This is a genomic window from Gordonibacter sp. RACS_AR68, assembly GCF_030418485.1.
GTDB lineage: Bacteria > Actinomycetota > Coriobacteriia > Coriobacteriales > Eggerthellaceae > Gordonibacter > Gordonibacter urolithinfaciens.
In genome coordinates, this window is the sequence record NZ_JAIPUP010000001.1 from 377665 (window position 1) to 394689 (window position 17025).

Sequence of the window (17025 nt, forward strand, 5' to 3'; positions counted from 1 at the left end):
CGGCCGGGCGTGAGGCCCGCAGGTGGCCGCGCTATCGTTTAGAATCTTTGCCGGGGACGGGTCGCACCCCGTCTCCTTTGCATCGCGGCGGCCAACGCGCTTCGGGTTGGGAAGCCCGGAGGGCGAACCTCGGCACCGTAGGGTGCGGCCGCCGCACCATCACCTCTTCTGCATCCTCCTTTCTGCGTACTCTGCGAAGTCGAAGGAACGGTCGAACGCCGCGCCCTCGTGCCCCGGGTAGACCGAGTGCCACCTGGGGTGGGCGGTGATGTCGTACTTCTTGTCCTTGAGGGGGTCCGTGCCCGCTATGAGCACGATGGCCTCGTCGCGCGGCAGCTTCGCCACCTCGGCGGGCTGCATGAGGTCGCGCTCGATGGTGTTCCAGTTGCGCGTCGATGAGGCGGACTGCCCACGGCTCTCGTTCCAGGTGATCGTGGCGACGGTCTCCTTGCCGATCGACTCGGCTATCTCCTTCACCGTGTCGGTGGACTTGCCGCCCAGAAACAGCGTCGTGTCGCAGCAGTCGATGATCGTGGCCGCGTCGTCCTTGTAGGCGCTCTTGAGCTGGGAGAGGGATTGGAGCCCGAAGGCCATCGAGATGTTGCGGCTTCGCACCACGGCCACCATCTTCTCCACGTCGGGGAGGCGGCCGATGTTGGCGAACTCGTCCATGAGCATCACCACGGGCGTGGGGAGCGCCCCGCCGTAGCGCTTGATGGCGCGCTTGCAGAGGATGTTCATGGTCTGCCACATCATGATGGCGAAGAGGAACGAGTAGAGCGATGAGGTGTCCGACATGACGGCGAAGATGGCGCGGCGCTCGCCCTCGTCGCCGAGGCGGTCCAGCTCCATCTCGTCATAGCTCACGAGCTCGCGCACCTGCGGTATGGCGAAGGGCTCCATGCGCGTGTTGCAGGACACGAGGATTGATTTCAGGGTCTTGCCCGCAGCGTCCTTGAACATCTTGTAGTGCAGAAGGCAGAAGTCGGCGTCCACGGGGGTCGGCTCGGACACGCGCATCCATCTGTGCGCCCCCGCATCGGGTCGGTACGACACGCGGCGCGTGGGGTCGAAGGGCTCCTCTTGCCCGTCGCGCGCCTTCACGTAGCGCATGCCCGTCTCCACTTCCTCGAAGAGGAGGTCGAGCGGGCTTCTGTAGTCCTCGTCGGACTCTTTGGCCTTCGCGAGAGAGAGCAGCGTCACGAGCCCCGACAGAGACCGGTCCTCGGGCGGGCAGTGATAGACGAGGTATCCGATGAGCGCCACGTAGAGCAGCCGCTCGGCGTTCTCCCAGAAGGGATCGCCCGCGTGCTCCTTGTCGCCCGTCGTGTTGTCGATGAGGCAGGTGACGAACTCAAGGATGTCCGCCTCGTCCTGGATGTACGCGATGGGGTTGTAGTGGAGGGACTTCGAGAAGTCCACGGTGTTGAAGGAGAGCACCCTGTAGCCCTCCGCATCGAGCATGTGGCCTAGGCGCGGAAGCGACTCTCCCTTGGGGTCGGTGATGAGGTAGTTCGCCGACATCTGCATGACGTTGGGCTCGAAGAACCCGCGCGTCTTGCCGGAGCCGGAGCCGCCCACGACGAGCACGTTTCGGTTGCGCTCGTACCTGCGGTCGTGATCGGGTCGGCTCATAGCCATCCCGAAGTGCTCCGTGAGGATGATGTTGTCGAAGGCATCCTCGGTGTTCATGAATCTACGGCCGCCTCGCACGGTGCCCCAGCGGGCGGATCCGTGCTCTTCGCCTTGGCGCTGGGCGGTCCCGTGGGTGAGGGACCATGCCCAAGCGCACCAGACAGAACAGGCGGCCACAAGCCCCGTCGCGAGCGCGGCAGCCTCGAGCGAGAGGGGGCCGTGGCCTATGAGATAGGAGGGAAGATGGGAAAACGCTGCGGTGAGGTTGGAGATGGGGTTGCCGGGAAGCGACAGCAGGCAGGCGGTGTATGCGTTCGCAGCGAGAAAGGATATGACCGAGAGGGCCGCCGCCCAGATGATGCCTACCGCTGTCACTTCGCCCGCATCTCCTGGAAGCGAGGTTCTTTCGTAAGAGCCTTGGTGGTGGACCTCTCGGCCTCAAGGGCCGCCGATGCCTCTCGCGCGTCCTCGGCACGCTCGTCGAGCGTGCGGTCGTCGCGGTCGCGAGAAGGCTCCTTCTCGTGCTGCTCTCTGATCTTCTCGGCAGCCTTGGCGCAGGCGTCGTCGGTCTCACGCGAGAGCTCGTCGAACGACTGCCACACTTCCTTCGCGTCCGCGATGCGGAACAGGAGGTATTCCTTGCCGGTCTCCGGGTCGGGGAACCATGCCGAGCTGACGCTGTGCGCGGCGAGCCTGTCCTCGATGATCCCCTTGATTCCGTCGTAGTCTCCTATTCCCTGGAACTCCTGCATGTCGAGCTTCGCCCACTCGGGCTGCTCGTGCTCGTCAGAGCCGACACCGGCGATCTCCTGTGCAGAGCGGGTGGCGTTCTGGAACGCCTTCTGCATCTGGGCCGCGCGGGTGTACATCGCACGTTCCCCCATGCGCTCCGCGAAGCGCATGAAGTCGTCTATCATCTTGCTTCCGGCTTCGTCGCCGTAATCGCTCGCCATGTTTAAGGCTCCTTCCCAAAGGCGGGAAGAGGCCTCCCCGCGCAGCTATCGAATCAAGTGGTTGCTTCCGATTGGCTGTGGGAGTGGCGATTGCGCGATGGAGAGGTTGGAGGCAGCACGAAGAGAGGCCGCGCTAGCGAGCACGGCCTTGCATGCGTTGTCGGCGCTCTGTGTACCTAGCGAACGCAGCACTCTTCTCCTTTCCTCCTTTGGGGAACGAGGCCGCACAGGCCCGTCCCGTAGTCCTCGATAACCTTCTGGCGGCGATAGGCGAGCTCTTCCTTCATGTCGTTGGTGAGGAAGAAGCCCATATCCAGGCCCATGACGGCGCAGAGCCTAACGAACTCGTCCGCCCTCATCTGACGCTGGCCGTCGAGGATGTACCACAGGCGCTTGCGGTCGATAGATGCGCGACGCGCGAGCTCGGCGACACTGATGCCGCGCGAGTCCCGCGCCTCCTCCATCCTTATGACGACCAGCTTCGCGTGATCCATCCTCTTAATCGCCTGCCATCGGTTCGACTTTTCCACGTGCTCGAATCGAGCACTACACCAGACTAGGCAAAGTCGAAGCGCTTGCATCCATATCTGACCGAATAAGGAAGATGTATTCCCAAATTGGGAACAGTTCCCATACGGCGCGCTTCGCCAGGGCGCGTGCATTATGCGGCTGGGGCTAAAAGTTCCCATTCTGATACCACTTCCACCTTCGCCACATTCAAGCAGCTAGGTTGTTCATCGCGTTGTAGGTGCGTTCTCGCCACTGGCGAAACGGACACCTCGACGAACGAACCTTGATAACCGCATCGAACACTCATTTCGAGTTGCGCCACAACTGCGCGCTCTGCGCAAGCATGCGCTTGGGGCTTTCGCATCGTTGTGGCTTTTATCCAAACACCCCATCATCGCGGTCAGCAACGCTGGCCGCCTCACTTTCGAGAGGAGGCGACTATGAAGGAAACCTATGGCGAGATGGAGATAGACGAGGCACGGCTCAAGGCGGCCGACCCGGACGGGCTCTACCTGTTCATGCTTGAGCAGTACCCCTACATGATGACCCCTGACAACGTGGCGGCTTTCACCGGCACGACGGGTCAGGAGATTCGCAAGCTGCTGAACAAGGGAGAGATGCAGGGATGCCGCATCGGCATCCGTTGGCTCATCCCGAAGCTCGGGCTCTTGAACTATCTCTACAAGGATCGCCGCGAGAAGGAAGGCGATGCCTATGCAGATACTCACATGCGACAAACCGTATAACCTTGATGATGTTCGCAAGAAGAAAGGGAAACCCCGTGTAGCAAGAAGGGACTCCCGAACGACGCTCTATGAACTCACGATTCGAGTACCGAAAGACTATCAGGTTTACCTCGAAGGGAAAACGAAGTTCACCAAGCGAGTGTTCGTTCTGAATCGGCGAGAGCTTCAAGGCGAAGTGAGAGCGTTTGAGGACGAGAAGAACGCAGACCTTGATTCCGCGAAAGATGCTTATGAGAAGTCTCTGGAAGCTGCTGGCAAAGAAGCACCCGCGCTTCCTGTCAATGAGGACGGCTATTGCACGGCACCGCTTATTGACTATGCGGAACGGTATGTTGAGGTTCGTAGCCATGGCTCCGTTTCGTCCGAGACAACAAAAAACGAGCTCAACTATCTACGTTATATTCGAGCAACTATCGGCGGCATAATCCTCTTCAAGGTCACTTCCGATGACATAGAAGGATGCCTGATCGAGGTGCCACGTCTTTCACGTAAGTGGGCCGAGGAGCGGCGGAAGAGCCAGGAAGCGAATCGCAAAACGGCGAAGTGGGCGCAGGAGAAGAAAACGCTCATCCAGCCCTTCAAAGAGATACGTGTGGCAGGGTCAGACACCCAAGCTAAGATCCTCAAGTTCCTGCGTGAGCTCTACAACTACGCTTTCGAGAAAGACCATGTTCCCAAGAACCCTGCGCATGCGCGATTCTTGAGCCGAGTTTTCAAGTCGAGCAAGCCCCTCATCGACCCACTTATGGAAGACGAGGCTGCTCGCTTTCTTGAAGCGGTTATGAAGCTGCCGCTAAGCTGGTTCAAGTTAAGCCTATTGGTGTTATTGGGTATTGGCGCCCGTCCCGAAGAGATGCAGGCCGTCATATCGGGCAGCTTCCTCTTTGGGGAAGAAGAGTCTGCCATTCGTATCACGGGTGCCGTTCCGCGCGGTGGAATCGTCATTGTTGATTACCCGAAGACAGATGCAGGAAGACGCACTATACCGATAGATGATCTGCTTGCAGATACCGGTAAGGCATGGATCGCGATGAAGAGCCAGATGATGGAAGACCTTGGCTTCACTCCGACCCTCAAGATGCCGCTCATGTCGGACACGGTTCACCCTCATGCGTATAACACGTGGAAGAAACTGTGGGATAAGTTCATGGACGAGAATGGTTTTAGCGGCATCAGACCGTATGCGCTTAGACACACCTACGCGACGCTCAACCTCGCCAACGGGGAGAATATCAAGACTGTTTCAGTCCTCATGGGCCATGCAAGCCCTTCCTATACTCTCGACCTGTATGCCGGTTATGTACCGAATACGGGCCTTGGTATCGGAACGAGATATATGAACCTCTTGAAGGCCGCGATCTAGTCTTGTGATTTTGCCGATTTGGGTTTTTGGGTTTACCCAAGTGGCGTATAATTTGACGGCACAAGCGGGCGTCGCCAAGTGGTAAGGCACTGGCTTCCCAAGCCAGGATTTCGCGGGTTCGAGTCCCGTCGCCCGCTCCATAGAAACAGATCGAGCGCCGTCGTGAAGACGGCGCTCGTGCGTTCAGCATTGATTTTGAACCCAAATGAAAATGGAACGATTTTTCCCGTCTTTCATCCCGTGCGCTTGGTAAAATGAAAGATGTCTATTAAATGTTGCGAGGTCAGAAAGGCTTTTCGAGAAAAATTGCACACGGTAGTGCAACAGCTTGGGAAGCTTGGGCCTTACCACTTGGCGACACCCGCATGATGACAGATTATAGCGCAAATACTAGCAGCACGCAGACGGAAAATGTTTCACGTGAAACATCCATGGACGCGAGCCGGTCAGAATACACCACGGCCCCCGCGCTTCTGTTCGGGGGCCGTGGCACGTCCAAGGATTTGGATGAGCCGGAGCTACTTCTTCGCGGCGCCGATACGGCAGATGGTGGTGCCGCAGTCGGGGCATTTGCCCTTCGTGATGGGCTTGCCGTTCTTCGTCGTGCCCTCGACGGGGTCCTGCATGATCTTCTTGGCCTTGCACTTCACGCAATACGCTTCAATAGCCATGGCTTCCAAACACCTTTCTGTTCTTTGTTGAATCGGGCGCAGCGCCCGCGTGAGAACGCGCGAGATTCAAGAAATCTTACGAGCAACACACGGCCGCCATTATACGGTACCGCGATGCAGGCGCACCGGGGATGCCGGCGCGCCTTTATATATTCTTCAACAACTCCATAACGAATTCCGCATTGTTGTTCAACGTCTCCTCGTCGATGTTCTCGAGAACATCGTCCCCTTGCGCGAAGAACGCCGGTTTCGCACCGTTCATGCCGGCGAGGTGCATAGCTTGGAAGCCCTGCTTGATTGCAATCGAAGCCGCACTGTCCTCCCACATGATAGACGCGGCGCCAATTGACAGGCCGGTAGCCTGCGATGCCTTCTTCGTGTAGCGCTTCATGCGGGAGGAGGCTTTGGCCTTGCGATACATTCCTTCGCGCTCGATCATGCAGAGCTCGCCCGCACCCAACGCGTCGATATCGATGATGATGGAACCACGCAGATCCTGGTTGTGCTCGGCGAGGAACGCATGCATGCCGCCGTGCTGCGCCAGCTCGGAGCCCAACGCGACGAACCACACCTCGGTATTGATGTCGGGGTTGCGGAACTGGTATATCTCCTTGAGTTCGGGAGGTGTCGCCGGGTCGTCCGGATGGGCGGCCCGCAGGTCGTCCTCGGGGTTCAGCTCCTCGGGCGTCACGTCGTTGGCACGGCCCATGCGCAGGCGCGAGAATCCACCGCCGTTCCAGCGTCGACCGGCATCGGAGCGGAACGCGTCATCCTCGTACTCGTCCACATCGTCGAGCGAGAAATCGTCATCGGCAAAACCAGCGGCGGGAGAGGCGCTCGTGACGCCCGCGAACGTGTCCTCGGGGCTCTTCCCCACCAAGGGAGCCAGGTAAGAGTCCTCTTCCCCGTCGTCGACGTAGGCATCGTCCTCGTACGTCTCCTCGTAGTAGTCCGGGGCGGCACTTTGCTCTTCGCGGAAACTCTCCCAACCGCCGCGCGCTGCGCCGGCGGTACGGGCATCGAACGTTTCGTCCACTTCGAGCCATTCTTGAGGCGTGGGCTCCTCTTCTTCCTTGCGCTTGCGGAAACGCAGCTTGTCGAGGAAGCGATGCGCGCGCGACTTCGGCATTTCCACGTAACCGGTACCTGCGAAGGCACCCGTTTCGGTATACTCGCCCTCATAGGCGGAATCGTCGGCATCATCCACGTAGATGTCGTCGGGATCGACGTTCTCGAGCAACTCATCGCCTACCGGGGCGAACGCCCCGGTGGCGCCGGCCGGGACGAATGCGCCGGCTGTGCTGACGGCAGCCTCGTCGGGTCGCGCGATGGCACCGGACAACGAGGGAAGCGCTGCGCGCAGGTCGGGTCGCTGGGGAGCCGGCACCGCAGGAGCATCGCCGACTGCAGGGATGGCGGTATCCGATACGGGCTCGATGGACGGCAGCATGGTGAGAAGGCTCTTGGCCGCACTCTTGCCGGACGTCTCGGCCTCGGCGAGCGGGGCACGCTGCTTGGGCAGCTCGGTGATGGGCGTTAAGTTGGCAGCCGCCACGCCAATGTCGGGCAGGACGATGGGACGACGTTGCGAAGCAGGAGCAGCTTCGCCGCCTTCAGGGGACACAGGTACGGGTGCACCAGCAGGCTGCACCGAAGGGGCGCCCTGCGCCGACTGGAGCTCGATACGGCCGCTGTCGCCGATTGGCGCGGCGGTCACGTCGACGCGATTCGCGGTGCGGTTCACCTCGCCGCGCTCCTCGAGCTTCTCGGCCTGAGCCTTCGCCGGATCGAGGAACGAGGGCATGGGCACATCTCCCATGGGCGGCACGTCGCCAAGGCGCAGCTCGCTCACATCGATGGGCGGCATAGCGCACGTAGCACCCGTATCAGGGGCATCCGCACCGTCATGAGATTCGAAGCGCACCTCCGGCATGGTCGCCGAAGCCTGCGCAGGAACCGTTTCGGGAGCGACGCCGTCCATCGCGACGGCGACGGCGTTCGCGAAGGTTTCCGTTTGCCCGCCCGCCGGAGATTCATCCGAGCGGTTCGCTTGCGGTGCTTTGACCTCCATGATGCCTTCGCGCATACTCTGAAGGCGCACCTCCATGTCGGACGGCGGCGCAGGAGGTTCCTCGGCGGGACCTTCCGCGTTGTCACCGAGGGCAGCATCAAGGGCATCGGCATAGCGTGAGCGGTGCACCTGCTTGTTGTCGACGGGTTTCTTAGCCTTCTCCTGAGCTTTCTTGAACCAATCAGGCACCCCGTCGCTGGAAACGGGCTCGGCAGCCGGTGCGGGAGCAGGCGGGAAGGATGTCGGGATACCCGCGGCAGCTGCTGCGGCTGCTTCGGCCCCGTTCAAAGCAGCAGCCTCTGCGTTCGCAAGCGCCGCCTGCACCGTCTCGGCAGGAATGGTGGTGAACGCCTCGCGGGTCTCGCCGCGCTGCGACTGGAAGTCCACGTCGGTCGGACTCGGCAGCGGGGGCTCCTTCACCTGGACAAGATTCTCGGCCAAGTCGGTGGACAGGCGTCCGCTTACCGGCTTGCCCGTGAGCGCGGCAACGGCGGCCTTAGCGGCCGCCAGGCGGGCGGCCTCGCTTTGGGGAGCAAGCTCGGGAGGTTTCACGTTGGAAGCCGCATAGACGATCTCCACTCCCTCGGGCACGAGGCCGGCTGCACGAGCAGCCTCCTCGCCATGGATGGCAGCCCCTTCGGCGCGCGCGGCCAGCTCGGCCTCGCTCACCCGCCCGCGGCCCACCCGACGCGCCACGTCAAGCAGCACGGAGACGCCTGAGGCGTTGCAGTTCGCCGCCTCGTTATAGGCCGCAAACTTGTGTGCAAGCGCTTCAAGAACCGGCAGCGCCACGAGTACGAGCACGATGGCCATGAGCACGTTGAGCACTATCTCGGTGGTGCCGGCAGCATGGAGGAAGAGCGTCGCCCGCAAAACAAGCAGCAACGGGACGGCCGCCATGGCGCCGAGGTTCACCCAACGGAGCACGGGCAGCGCCGAAAGGAAGGGCTGCTTCAACTCGGAGCGCACCTTGCCGCTGTCGTAACGGGCCACGAGAATGATCTTGCGGCGCCGCGAGCCGCCTGCCTCGGACGTGTAGCCGGGCTCGTATTTCGCAACGACATTCTGGCTGACCCCCCGCGCGAATGCCTTTGACAACACCGGTCGGTCGAGCACTTCGACAACCAACAGCAACAAGGCAATCAGGGACACGATAAGAGCAGGGATAACCATGACGGAAAGGAACAGTGCCAGCACGGCCACGACCAAAGTGGCCCCACAGCAGATCGCGCGGGGGGCGTCGGCGCTTCCGGCACCGCTGAAATCCTCGATGACGGCCGACAGGCCAGCTTCCTTCTGCATCTGCTCGGTTATGTACAGCGCAGCCTGCTGCTCTTCTTCCGTTCCGGCAGGACGCGGGCCTATTTGCTGCGACAAATATGCAACGTGGTCTAGAATTTCCGGCATACCCTTTGCCTTTCGCTCACGAACTTGTGACATCCTGCTAGGCATATATGCTGTTAGTATACGCTATTTGCTGGTGGTTCCCAAATAATCACGAAGAAACGCATCCGCTGCTCCAGCTTGTGAACGAGCCGTTGAATACGTCTCGAAAAGCGTGCCGGTTGCCTGATCGTAGGCATCGAAAACCAGCTGCGCCACATCGTCGGGAAGGCTTGCGGCCAGCGTCGCGGCCTCGGCGTCCGCACGGTTGTAGGCATCGTTCTGGGCGACGGCCTCCTCCTTGTTTTTCGCCAGGAACGCGTCATCGGACGCCAGCGCGTAACCCATGGCCTCGATTCGCTTTGCCACGTAGTCGAGCGGGCCCGCCAGATCGACGTCCGCATACGCGGAGTCAAGCGCTTCGAGCGCCGCCTGGGCATCTGCGAAGGCTCCGACGGCCGCATTGGTCTTATCCTTGGAGGCCGTCACATGCTCTGCGGTGGTATCGGCCACCAAGGCGGCGGCATCGCGGGCGAGGGCATCGGCCTCGACGACCCTCTGCCATGCCTCCCTCACGGCGCGCGCCGCCTCGTCCGCCCGCTGCGCCTGCTCGACGATCTGCCGGCCGCTCTCGATCAGCGCGGTACGCGCACCTGTGGCCGCAACGGTCTGGTTCGCCGCCTCCTTGTCCTCGGACTCGCGCAGGTCAACCGACACGCGGCGCGCGGCAGCATCGGCCTCCTCAAGCTGTGCGAGCGCAGCGGGGAGCTTTGCGAGCACGCTGTCGGCTTGGGCCAAGGAGCCGGCATCGAGCGGATTCGCCACGATCCCGTCCAGTGCCACCACCGTCTCGTCAGCCTCCCTGATGAGATCGAGCGCCTCGTCGAGTTGGGCCACCTGATGCAAATGCCGTTGATGATCCTGGTAAAGGTACCAACCGCCCGCGCCCGCAAGGCACAGACCCACCACCACCACGAGGGTAGCCGCCAACATGCGATGAAGGCGGCGCCGGGCCTTGCGGAGGGCTATCTCTTCCTCGGGAGAACGAACCTTCGAGCGAGCGGGCAGGGCAGATGCGGCGGATCCCGCCGGCGCCGCGGAGCCGGCAGCGGCCGTCTTGCGCGGCGCTCCTGTTGGCACCGTAGTCGGACCCCCAACATCGGATTTGGGAGAGCCGACGTCTACCGTTCCCAAAGAAGAAGCTGGGGTCGGGTTCTCCGCCGAGGCGAATTCACCGCTCGAGAGCAGCAGACCGCGCTCTTTTGTGGGGGTGGCGATGCTCTTCTTCCGACGTAGCGGCAAGGTGAACAGAGACACATGACCGAACCGGGAAGGGCGCGCGGCGGCATCCTTCCCGACGTCCCCCTCCAGCTCGTTTTTAGCGGCGTCGAGCACGCTGAACGATATCTCGTTCGACGTGCCCACGGTATGTCGCTTGATGTGGGCGGCCCGTCCCAGTTTGTCGTTTCGCTTACCCATGCATCGGCTCCGCGGGAACCGCCGGCCGTCAGGCGGGCGACTCGTCGTCAGCGGCCGCTGCGAGCTCCGCCACGATCTCGGCACACGTGCACACCTTGATGGTGCGGCTGGGCAACGAGTTCAGGAACGCCTTGCCATAGCCCTTCGTCACCAGGCGCTTGTCCGCCAGGATGAGCACGCCGCGATCGTCCGCCTTGCGGATGAGGCGGCCGGCCGCCTGCTTCGTCTCCAGCACGGCCTGAGGCAGCACGTAACGCCTCCATGCCTGGTCGTCGCGTGCAGCACGCTCGCATGAGAGCGGGTCCGTGGGCTTCGCGAACGGCAGCTTCGGAATGACGACGCCCTTGAGCGTGGCGCCCGGTGCGTCGAATCCTTCCCAGAAGCTCTTGAGCGCGAACAGCGACAAGTGCTCGTCCGCGAGGAAATCGTCCCGCAGGCCTTTGACCGACACGCCCCACTTCTGGCAGACGAGGCGCAGGTCGTCGGACTTGATCGCCGGCTGCACCACGTCGAAGCAACGTTCCATCTCGCGGCGGTTCGTGAACAGCGTGAGCATCGACCCCTGCTGCGCGCGGTGCACGTCCACGAGCAACCCCTGCAAACGCTCCAGGTAGGCAGGGTCGTTCGGTTCGGGCATGTCCGAGGCCACGTACACCGTCATATGCGCGTCGAAGTCGTAGCTCGAATCCAGCTTGCAAGCGCGGCAGTGCGACAGTTCGCCGGTGTTCAAGCCCAGGGCCGCCTCGAAGGCGTCAAATTTCTCGTCCACCGCCAGCGTGGCGCTGGCGAACACCACGGAATGGGTGCGGGCGTACAGCGTCTCGTTCATCGCTTCGCCCACATTGAGCAGCAGGGCCTCCAGCTTGTCGGTGGCCTTGTCGTTCTTGCGGCAGAGCGACGCCGCGTAAGCGTAGCCATCCGGCGCTTGCACGAGAATTAGCTCGACGGCCCTGATCTGGTCTTTCAACTCCATAGCGAGGGAGGCTATCTCACGCTGCACGTCGGCGGCGCCATCAACGTCCTCCAGGTATCCCACCAGTTCCTGGCACGGGGTGACGAGCTTCTCGGCCGCATCGGCCATCACGCGGCCGAGCGACGCCACGTAAGAGAACGTCTCGCTGCTCCTGATGTCGTCGTTGAGCCAAAGCTCCACGTAGTCGTAGGCCTTTCCGCGCTTGTTCGCATCGAAGAACAACAGGTCCTTCAAGTGGGAGGTGAACTCCCGGGCTGCTTCGCCGTAGGCCTTGCCGGCGGCGCGCGCCTTGCTGGTGAGGGCGTAGAACAGCACAGCGCCCTCCCCTTTCTCCGGCGCGATCACACGGCGCTCGGCGCGCAGGAACACATTGCGCGACGCCTCGTCGGCAGATAAGCGCGTGGTCAGGCGCAGGATATCCTCGGCCGAAAGTGCCAGCGAGAAGGCGCGGCGAGCCTCGGCCTCGGCACCGTGAGCCTCGTCGACCAACCAGTAGCGGATCGGCGGCAGCAATCCCCCGTCGGCAGCCAGATCGCAGAACAGAAGGCTATGGTTCGTTACCACGATATCCGCGCTCTCGGCGCGGCGGCGGGCGCCGTGGACGAAACACGACGTGCCGAAATAGGGACACTTGCGTCGCAGGCAGTCGTGGCTCGTCGTGGTGATGGCGAAACGAGGAAGCAGGCGGTAATCGATCTTCAGGCCGTCCATGTCGTCGTACTCGGTCTGCTCGATGTACGAGAGCAGCGCGGCGAGCACGGGAGCCTGCGACTGCTCCTTGCCGGCAACGAGGCGCGTGCCGGGCCCTTCGACGGTCAAGCGGTCGATCTTCCGCAGGCACGGGTAATGGGAGAATCCCTTGAGCGCGGCATAGGTCAGCCCTTCAGGACTTTCACCAAGGGCATCAGCATTATCGCACGGAGCGTTTCCGCCGGTGATCCCCGCTTCGGCAAGCGCGGTGCCCAGCGCCGGCAGCTCATGGTAGACAAGCTGGTCGAGCAGGGCATTGGTCTTCGTCGCAATACCCACGGCAATATTGTTCTTGCGGGCCGTCAAGGCTGCCGGAACCAGATAGGCCATAGACTTTCCCACGCCCGTACCGGCCTCTACTATGAGGTTCTCGGAGGCGGCGAAGGCGGCGCGCACGGCCTCGGCCATCGCCAGTTGCTCGGCACGCGGCTCGAAGTTGCGATAGAGGCCTCCCACCAACCCTTCGGCGGCGAAGGCGGCGGTGATCTCCTCGTCAGAAGGGAATGCCAGATCGCGGAGGGGATCGGCTGCTATGGCATCGGCATCCGTCTTCGGCTTGCGGTCGAACTTCGCCACACGCTCACGGCGCAAGGCGCGCAGCGAGAAGCGCTGACGTGCTGCCTCGGATTCTGGTTTTCCCAATTCTTTCGTTTGACCTGCGCATATGATATCATCATCGCCTCTTTTGCCGGCGAAATAATCGAACACGACCTGGGTCGGCCATTGCTCGGGCGTCGCCATGCGCGCTATCTCGCGCACGAGCGGCACGGGCATCGCCCCGACAGCCGCCAAGAGGATGCGGAAGATGGAGCAGGTGGCCTCAACATCGGCATCGGCCCGATGCGTCGAGAGCGGCGCGCCGAAGGCCTTCACCAAATCGAGCAGGCGATGCGATTTCAAACGCGGAAGCGCGATGCGCGCAAGGTCGAGCGAATCGATCCACGTGTTCTCCAGCAGCGGGTAACCACTGGGATGGCGGGTGGTGAACGTGCGGTCGAACTCGGCATTATGCGCGACTATTTTCGCATCTCCCACGAATTTTACCAGATCAAACAAGGCATCGGATGGAAGTGGCGCATCCGCCACGTCCTCGTCGTGGATATCGGTCAGATAGGCGACATCCTCCGAAATAGGCTTCCCCGGGTTCACGAACGTGATGAACCAGTCAACGATCCTCCCCTGCTCCATGCGGGCGGCGGCGATCTGCGTCAGCTCGTCGTGATTGAACGAGAAACCGGTCGTCTCGGTGTCGAGGACCACTATATTGCGATCAAGATCCCCATAATCGCTTTCAGCGGCGATTGCCGGCAGCGAAGCGTAACGCGCCTCGATAGCTGAAGGCGTCCCATCGCTTATAAAAGTTTGCAGGATACCATGCGCCTGCTCGCTGTGCTTTTCCATAACGATCAGCCTACCATCTCTCAACTGTTCGTACAAACCAAAACGCCCTTGCCCGGGTAAAAGCCCATCCAACATCAGAAATGTTTCACGTGAAACATTCATGGTACACTTCATCCTGCACCTGAACCGCTCGAGGGGATACCATGGAAACCACCTACACTGGATTTTACGCACGCTTCGATACACCATCCAAAAAGGACGCTGCGGTACTGCTTGGAGCCGACAATCTTGTCGGCGACCTTTTCGATGTGGAATTCGTCACCGAAGAAAGCACGGTCGTAGCCTGGATAGTAAACCGTTTCGGACACCGCGTCGCCTTCCTCGATGCGGATACAACGAGACGGCTCCGCGTGCTTCACGCCCGCAATTGGATGATCAAGGCGCTGCTCTCTTTCGTTGCCTTCACGGACAGCCCGGAACCAGGCGAGTACTGGGGCGAGGTTGCCATTCTCTGCTTCTCACCAGAGCACGAGCAGGCTTTCACGACATTTGCAGGCAACGTCGCCCAGCGCTTGATGGAAGGAATCCGCCCCGAAGTCGACCTCGGCGAGCAGGGCATCAAACAGATACTTGATAGCAACGGCACTTGGTCACCTTCGAAAACGGTGCCTCTTCCAACCAAGAAGCCGGGAACGGTGATCATGAAGGGCCGACGCAAGATGTCGGAGAAGCTTATCGAGCAAGGACGCAAAGGTAACAAGGGCTGCTATATAGTTAGTTGGATATTCATACTTGCTGTAGTTGCGCTTGCCCTGTTCGGGCTGAAAACATGTGGAGTATTTTAACTCTCTCCAGATGTTTCACGTGAAACATCCTTGGTGCTTGCTAGAGAAATTGCCGATTGTTTCACGTGAAACAATCGGCAATCATTTTTATTTTGACTCTTCCCCTTAAGTCAATGTTTCACGTGAAACATTGACTTTATATCAGCCGACCCGCACTGATCGTTTTTTCTCCAGTGCGAATTCAATTAGCATCCTACACAGTTCGGGAAACGATATCCCATCAGCACGGGCCGCGTCAGGAAGCAGCGAAGTACCCGTCATACCCGGGATGGTATTCGTCTCGAGTATCCACCACTTTCCCTCGTCATCCAGAATGAAGTCCGACCGAGATACGCCAGCACAAGCGAGGGCCTTATGCGCTTTGACGGCCATATCCTGAATCTTCTTCGTCGTTTCTTCCGAAAGAGGGGCCGGGCAAAGATGCTGCGAAGCGCCCGGCTTGTATTTTGCCTCGTAATCATAGAAGTCGTTTACTGGAACAATCTCGATAATCGGAAGAGCTCGCGGAATATCGTTGCCAATTACTGCCACGGTCAGTTCTTTTCCTTTTATATAGCGCTCGATCAAGATCTCGTTATCGAGCTCGCGAACTTTCTCAATCGCCTCTTGAAGTGCTTTTCGCTCATCGACTATAAAAACACCCAAAGCGCTTCCCTCTGTGGCAGGTTTCACTACGCAGTGCTCTCCCAAGCTGTCTACAATCATATCGATGTCAGCAGGGTTAGCAGAACGCAATGTGACAGATGGGGGTGTTGGAATGCCGGCCGCTTGGTAAAAGACCTTTGATTTCACCTTATCCATGGCAAGGGCACTTGACCACACGCCCGAACCAATATATGGAAGTCCAATCATCTCGAGCATTCCCTGCAACGTTCCATCTTCCCCGTATTTGCCGTGCAGACAGATGAATGCCACATCGAATCCGCCATCGATGAGCTTCTTCAGGTCCTCTTTGTCAGCAGGATCAAGTACCGTCACTCGAAAACCTGCCTCCGTTAAAGCCTGGTGTGCTCCTTCGCCCGACGCAAGCGATACTTCACGTTCACCGCTGATGCCGCCAACGAGCAGCGCAACATGGCAATGCTGGGGGTCAACGCATGCAACCATGAAACGAACCTTCTTTCGTTGAAGAACCAATAGCTTGCTGAGTATAGCAATGTTTCACGTGAAACATTTCAAACAACTATGATGAGATATAATGCGGCCATGATAAAACCCATCAAAACATATTCGCTCGAAGAACTTCAACAGCTGATGAAGGAACTCGGTCAACCGGCTTTTCGGGCAAAACAGCTTTACGAATGGCTTTACTTGCATAATGCGAGCAGCTATGACGAGATGACGAACCTTCCTCGAACTTTGCGTGAGCAACTTTCCATCGACTATCCCCTTTTCGTTTCCAATGTCGTGGATTCTCAAATCTCACAAGATGGAACAGCAAAGTATGTAATTTCTTACCATGACGGGGCACGGGTAGAGACAGTTGCCATACCTTCATCCGATGGCAGGCTCACCGTGTGCTGTTCAACGCAAGCTGGTTGTGCCATGGGATGTGCCTTCTGCGCTACGGGCAAAGAGGGCTTCACCCGCAATCTCTCGGCTGGAGAAATAGTCGAGCAGGTTTTGATTGTGCAGACGCGTATGGGAAAACGTGTATCCAATGTGGTGGCTATGGGACAAGGGGAGCCCTTCCTCAATTACGAGCAGACGCTAAGCGCCCTGCGTATTCTCAACGACGCGAGACTCCTCAATATCGGAGCGCGACACATCACGCTTTCCACCTGCGGTATCCTTTCCGGTATCGACCGCCTCGGCACCGAACCCGAACAGTTTACCCTTGCAGTGTCGCTTCATGCGGCAATTCAGCGTACGCGTGACAAGATCATGCCGGGCGTTGCAAACTATGAGCTAGGCAAGCTTAAAACGGCGCTCCTCAAATACATCGAGCGTACGAATAGGCGCATCACCCTTGAGTATGCCATGATGAACAGCGTTAACGACAACGAAAACGACCTGAAAGCACTCATAGAGTTTTGCGAGGGATTGCTCTGCCATGTCAACCTTATTCCTTTGAACGAAATCGAAGAGTCAGAGTTTTCCCCAAGCAAGATCCAAACAATGAACCAATGGTACCTGTCCCTCAATAAGAGCGGCATAGAGACGACCATACGGCATTCGCGTGGAAGCGATATCGCTGGCGCATGCGGCCAACTGAAGAATGCTGTGAAACATCTCTAGGTGTTTCACGTGAAACATTTCAATCTCATCGCACAAAAAGAGCGCCTCGGAAGGGCGCTCTTTTTTC

12 protein-coding genes and 1 tRNA gene are annotated in these 17025 nt (G+C 59.8%); 5 read left to right on the top strand and 8 right to left on the bottom strand.

The features are described from left to right. Positions 1–159: 159 nt before the first annotated feature. From K9U15_RS01585 to K9U15_RS01595, 3 genes are all read right to left on the bottom strand, one after another. Positions 160–2010 (bottom strand): VirD4-like conjugal transfer protein, CD1115 family, encoded by a 1851-nt coding sequence (locus K9U15_RS01585; RefSeq protein WP_301155499.1) that lies wholly within the window; start codon positions 2008–2010, stop codon positions 160–162. After that, positions 2007–2588, bottom strand: coding sequence for a hypothetical protein (locus tag K9U15_RS01590; protein ID WP_301155500.1), 582 nt, complete (start codon positions 2586–2588; stop codon positions 2007–2009). The genes K9U15_RS01585 and K9U15_RS01590 overlap by 4 nt, the downstream gene beginning before the upstream one ends. A 176-nt stretch (positions 2589–2764) precedes the next feature. Further along, complete coding sequence (locus K9U15_RS01595; protein WP_301155501.1) at positions 2765–3082, bottom strand: helix-turn-helix transcriptional regulator; 318 nt, start codon at positions 3080–3082, stop codon at positions 2765–2767. A 456-nt stretch (positions 3083–3538) separates the two neighbouring features. Between K9U15_RS01595 and K9U15_RS01600 the strand changes: the two genes are divergently transcribed. The 3 genes from K9U15_RS01600 (at position 3539) to K9U15_RS01610 (ending at position 5347) form a co-directional block, all read left to right on the top strand. Next, entirely contained in the window at positions 3539–3844 is a 306-nt protein-coding gene (locus tag K9U15_RS01600) for a helix-turn-helix domain-containing protein (protein WP_301155502.1), read from the top strand. Beyond that, entirely contained in the window at positions 3813–5207 is a 1395-nt protein-coding gene (locus K9U15_RS01605) for a site-specific integrase (RefSeq protein WP_301155503.1), read from the top strand. The genes K9U15_RS01600 and K9U15_RS01605 overlap by 32 nt, the downstream gene beginning before the upstream one ends. A gap of 64 nt (positions 5208–5271) precedes the next feature. Next, a tRNA-Gly gene (locus K9U15_RS01610) sits at positions 5272–5347 on the top strand. Between the two features lie 378 nt (positions 5348–5725). Here K9U15_RS01610 and K9U15_RS01615 read toward each other — a convergent pair. The 4 genes from K9U15_RS01615 to K9U15_RS01630 all read right to left on the bottom strand — a co-directional run bounded on the left by K9U15_RS01615 (position 5726) and on the right by K9U15_RS01630 (position 13935). Further along, positions 5726–5878, bottom strand: a complete 153-nt coding sequence (locus K9U15_RS01615; protein ID WP_015539288.1) for a DUF5679 domain-containing protein — start codon at positions 5876–5878, stop codon at positions 5726–5728. A 145-nt stretch (positions 5879–6023) separates the two neighbouring features. After that, positions 6024–9356: an aminopeptidase gene (locus tag K9U15_RS01620; RefSeq protein ID WP_301155504.1), complete on the bottom strand. Its 3333-nt coding sequence runs from the start codon at positions 9354–9356 to the stop codon at positions 6024–6026. Between the two features lie 63 nt (positions 9357–9419). Further along, positions 9420–10727 (bottom strand): hypothetical protein, encoded by a 1308-nt coding sequence (locus K9U15_RS01625; RefSeq protein WP_301155505.1) that lies wholly within the window; start codon positions 10725–10727, stop codon positions 9420–9422. Between the two features lie 112 nt (positions 10728–10839). Next, positions 10840–13935, bottom strand: coding sequence for a helicase C-terminal domain-containing protein (locus K9U15_RS01630; protein WP_301155506.1), 3096 nt, complete (start codon positions 13933–13935; stop codon positions 10840–10842). 143 nt (positions 13936–14078) lie between these two features. Here K9U15_RS01630 and K9U15_RS01635 point away from each other — a divergent pair, with 143 nt between their 5' ends. Continuing rightward, entirely contained in the window at positions 14079–14720 is a 642-nt protein-coding gene (locus tag K9U15_RS01635; RefSeq protein ID WP_301155507.1) for a hypothetical protein, read from the top strand. A 141-nt stretch (positions 14721–14861) separates the two neighbouring features. Here K9U15_RS01635 and K9U15_RS01640 read toward each other — a convergent pair whose 3' ends face one another. Continuing rightward, positions 14862–15827 (bottom strand): D-alanine--D-alanine ligase, encoded by a 966-nt coding sequence (locus tag K9U15_RS01640; RefSeq protein WP_301155508.1) that lies wholly within the window; start codon positions 15825–15827, stop codon positions 14862–14864. A gap of 99 nt (positions 15828–15926) precedes the next feature. Between K9U15_RS01640 and rlmN the strand changes: the two genes are divergently transcribed. Further along, on the top strand, positions 15927–16958 hold the full coding sequence (rlmN, locus tag K9U15_RS01645) for a 23S rRNA (adenine(2503)-C(2))-methyltransferase RlmN (protein WP_301155509.1): 1032 nt from the start codon (positions 15927–15929) through the stop codon (positions 16956–16958). Positions 16959–17025 lie beyond the last annotated feature (67 nt).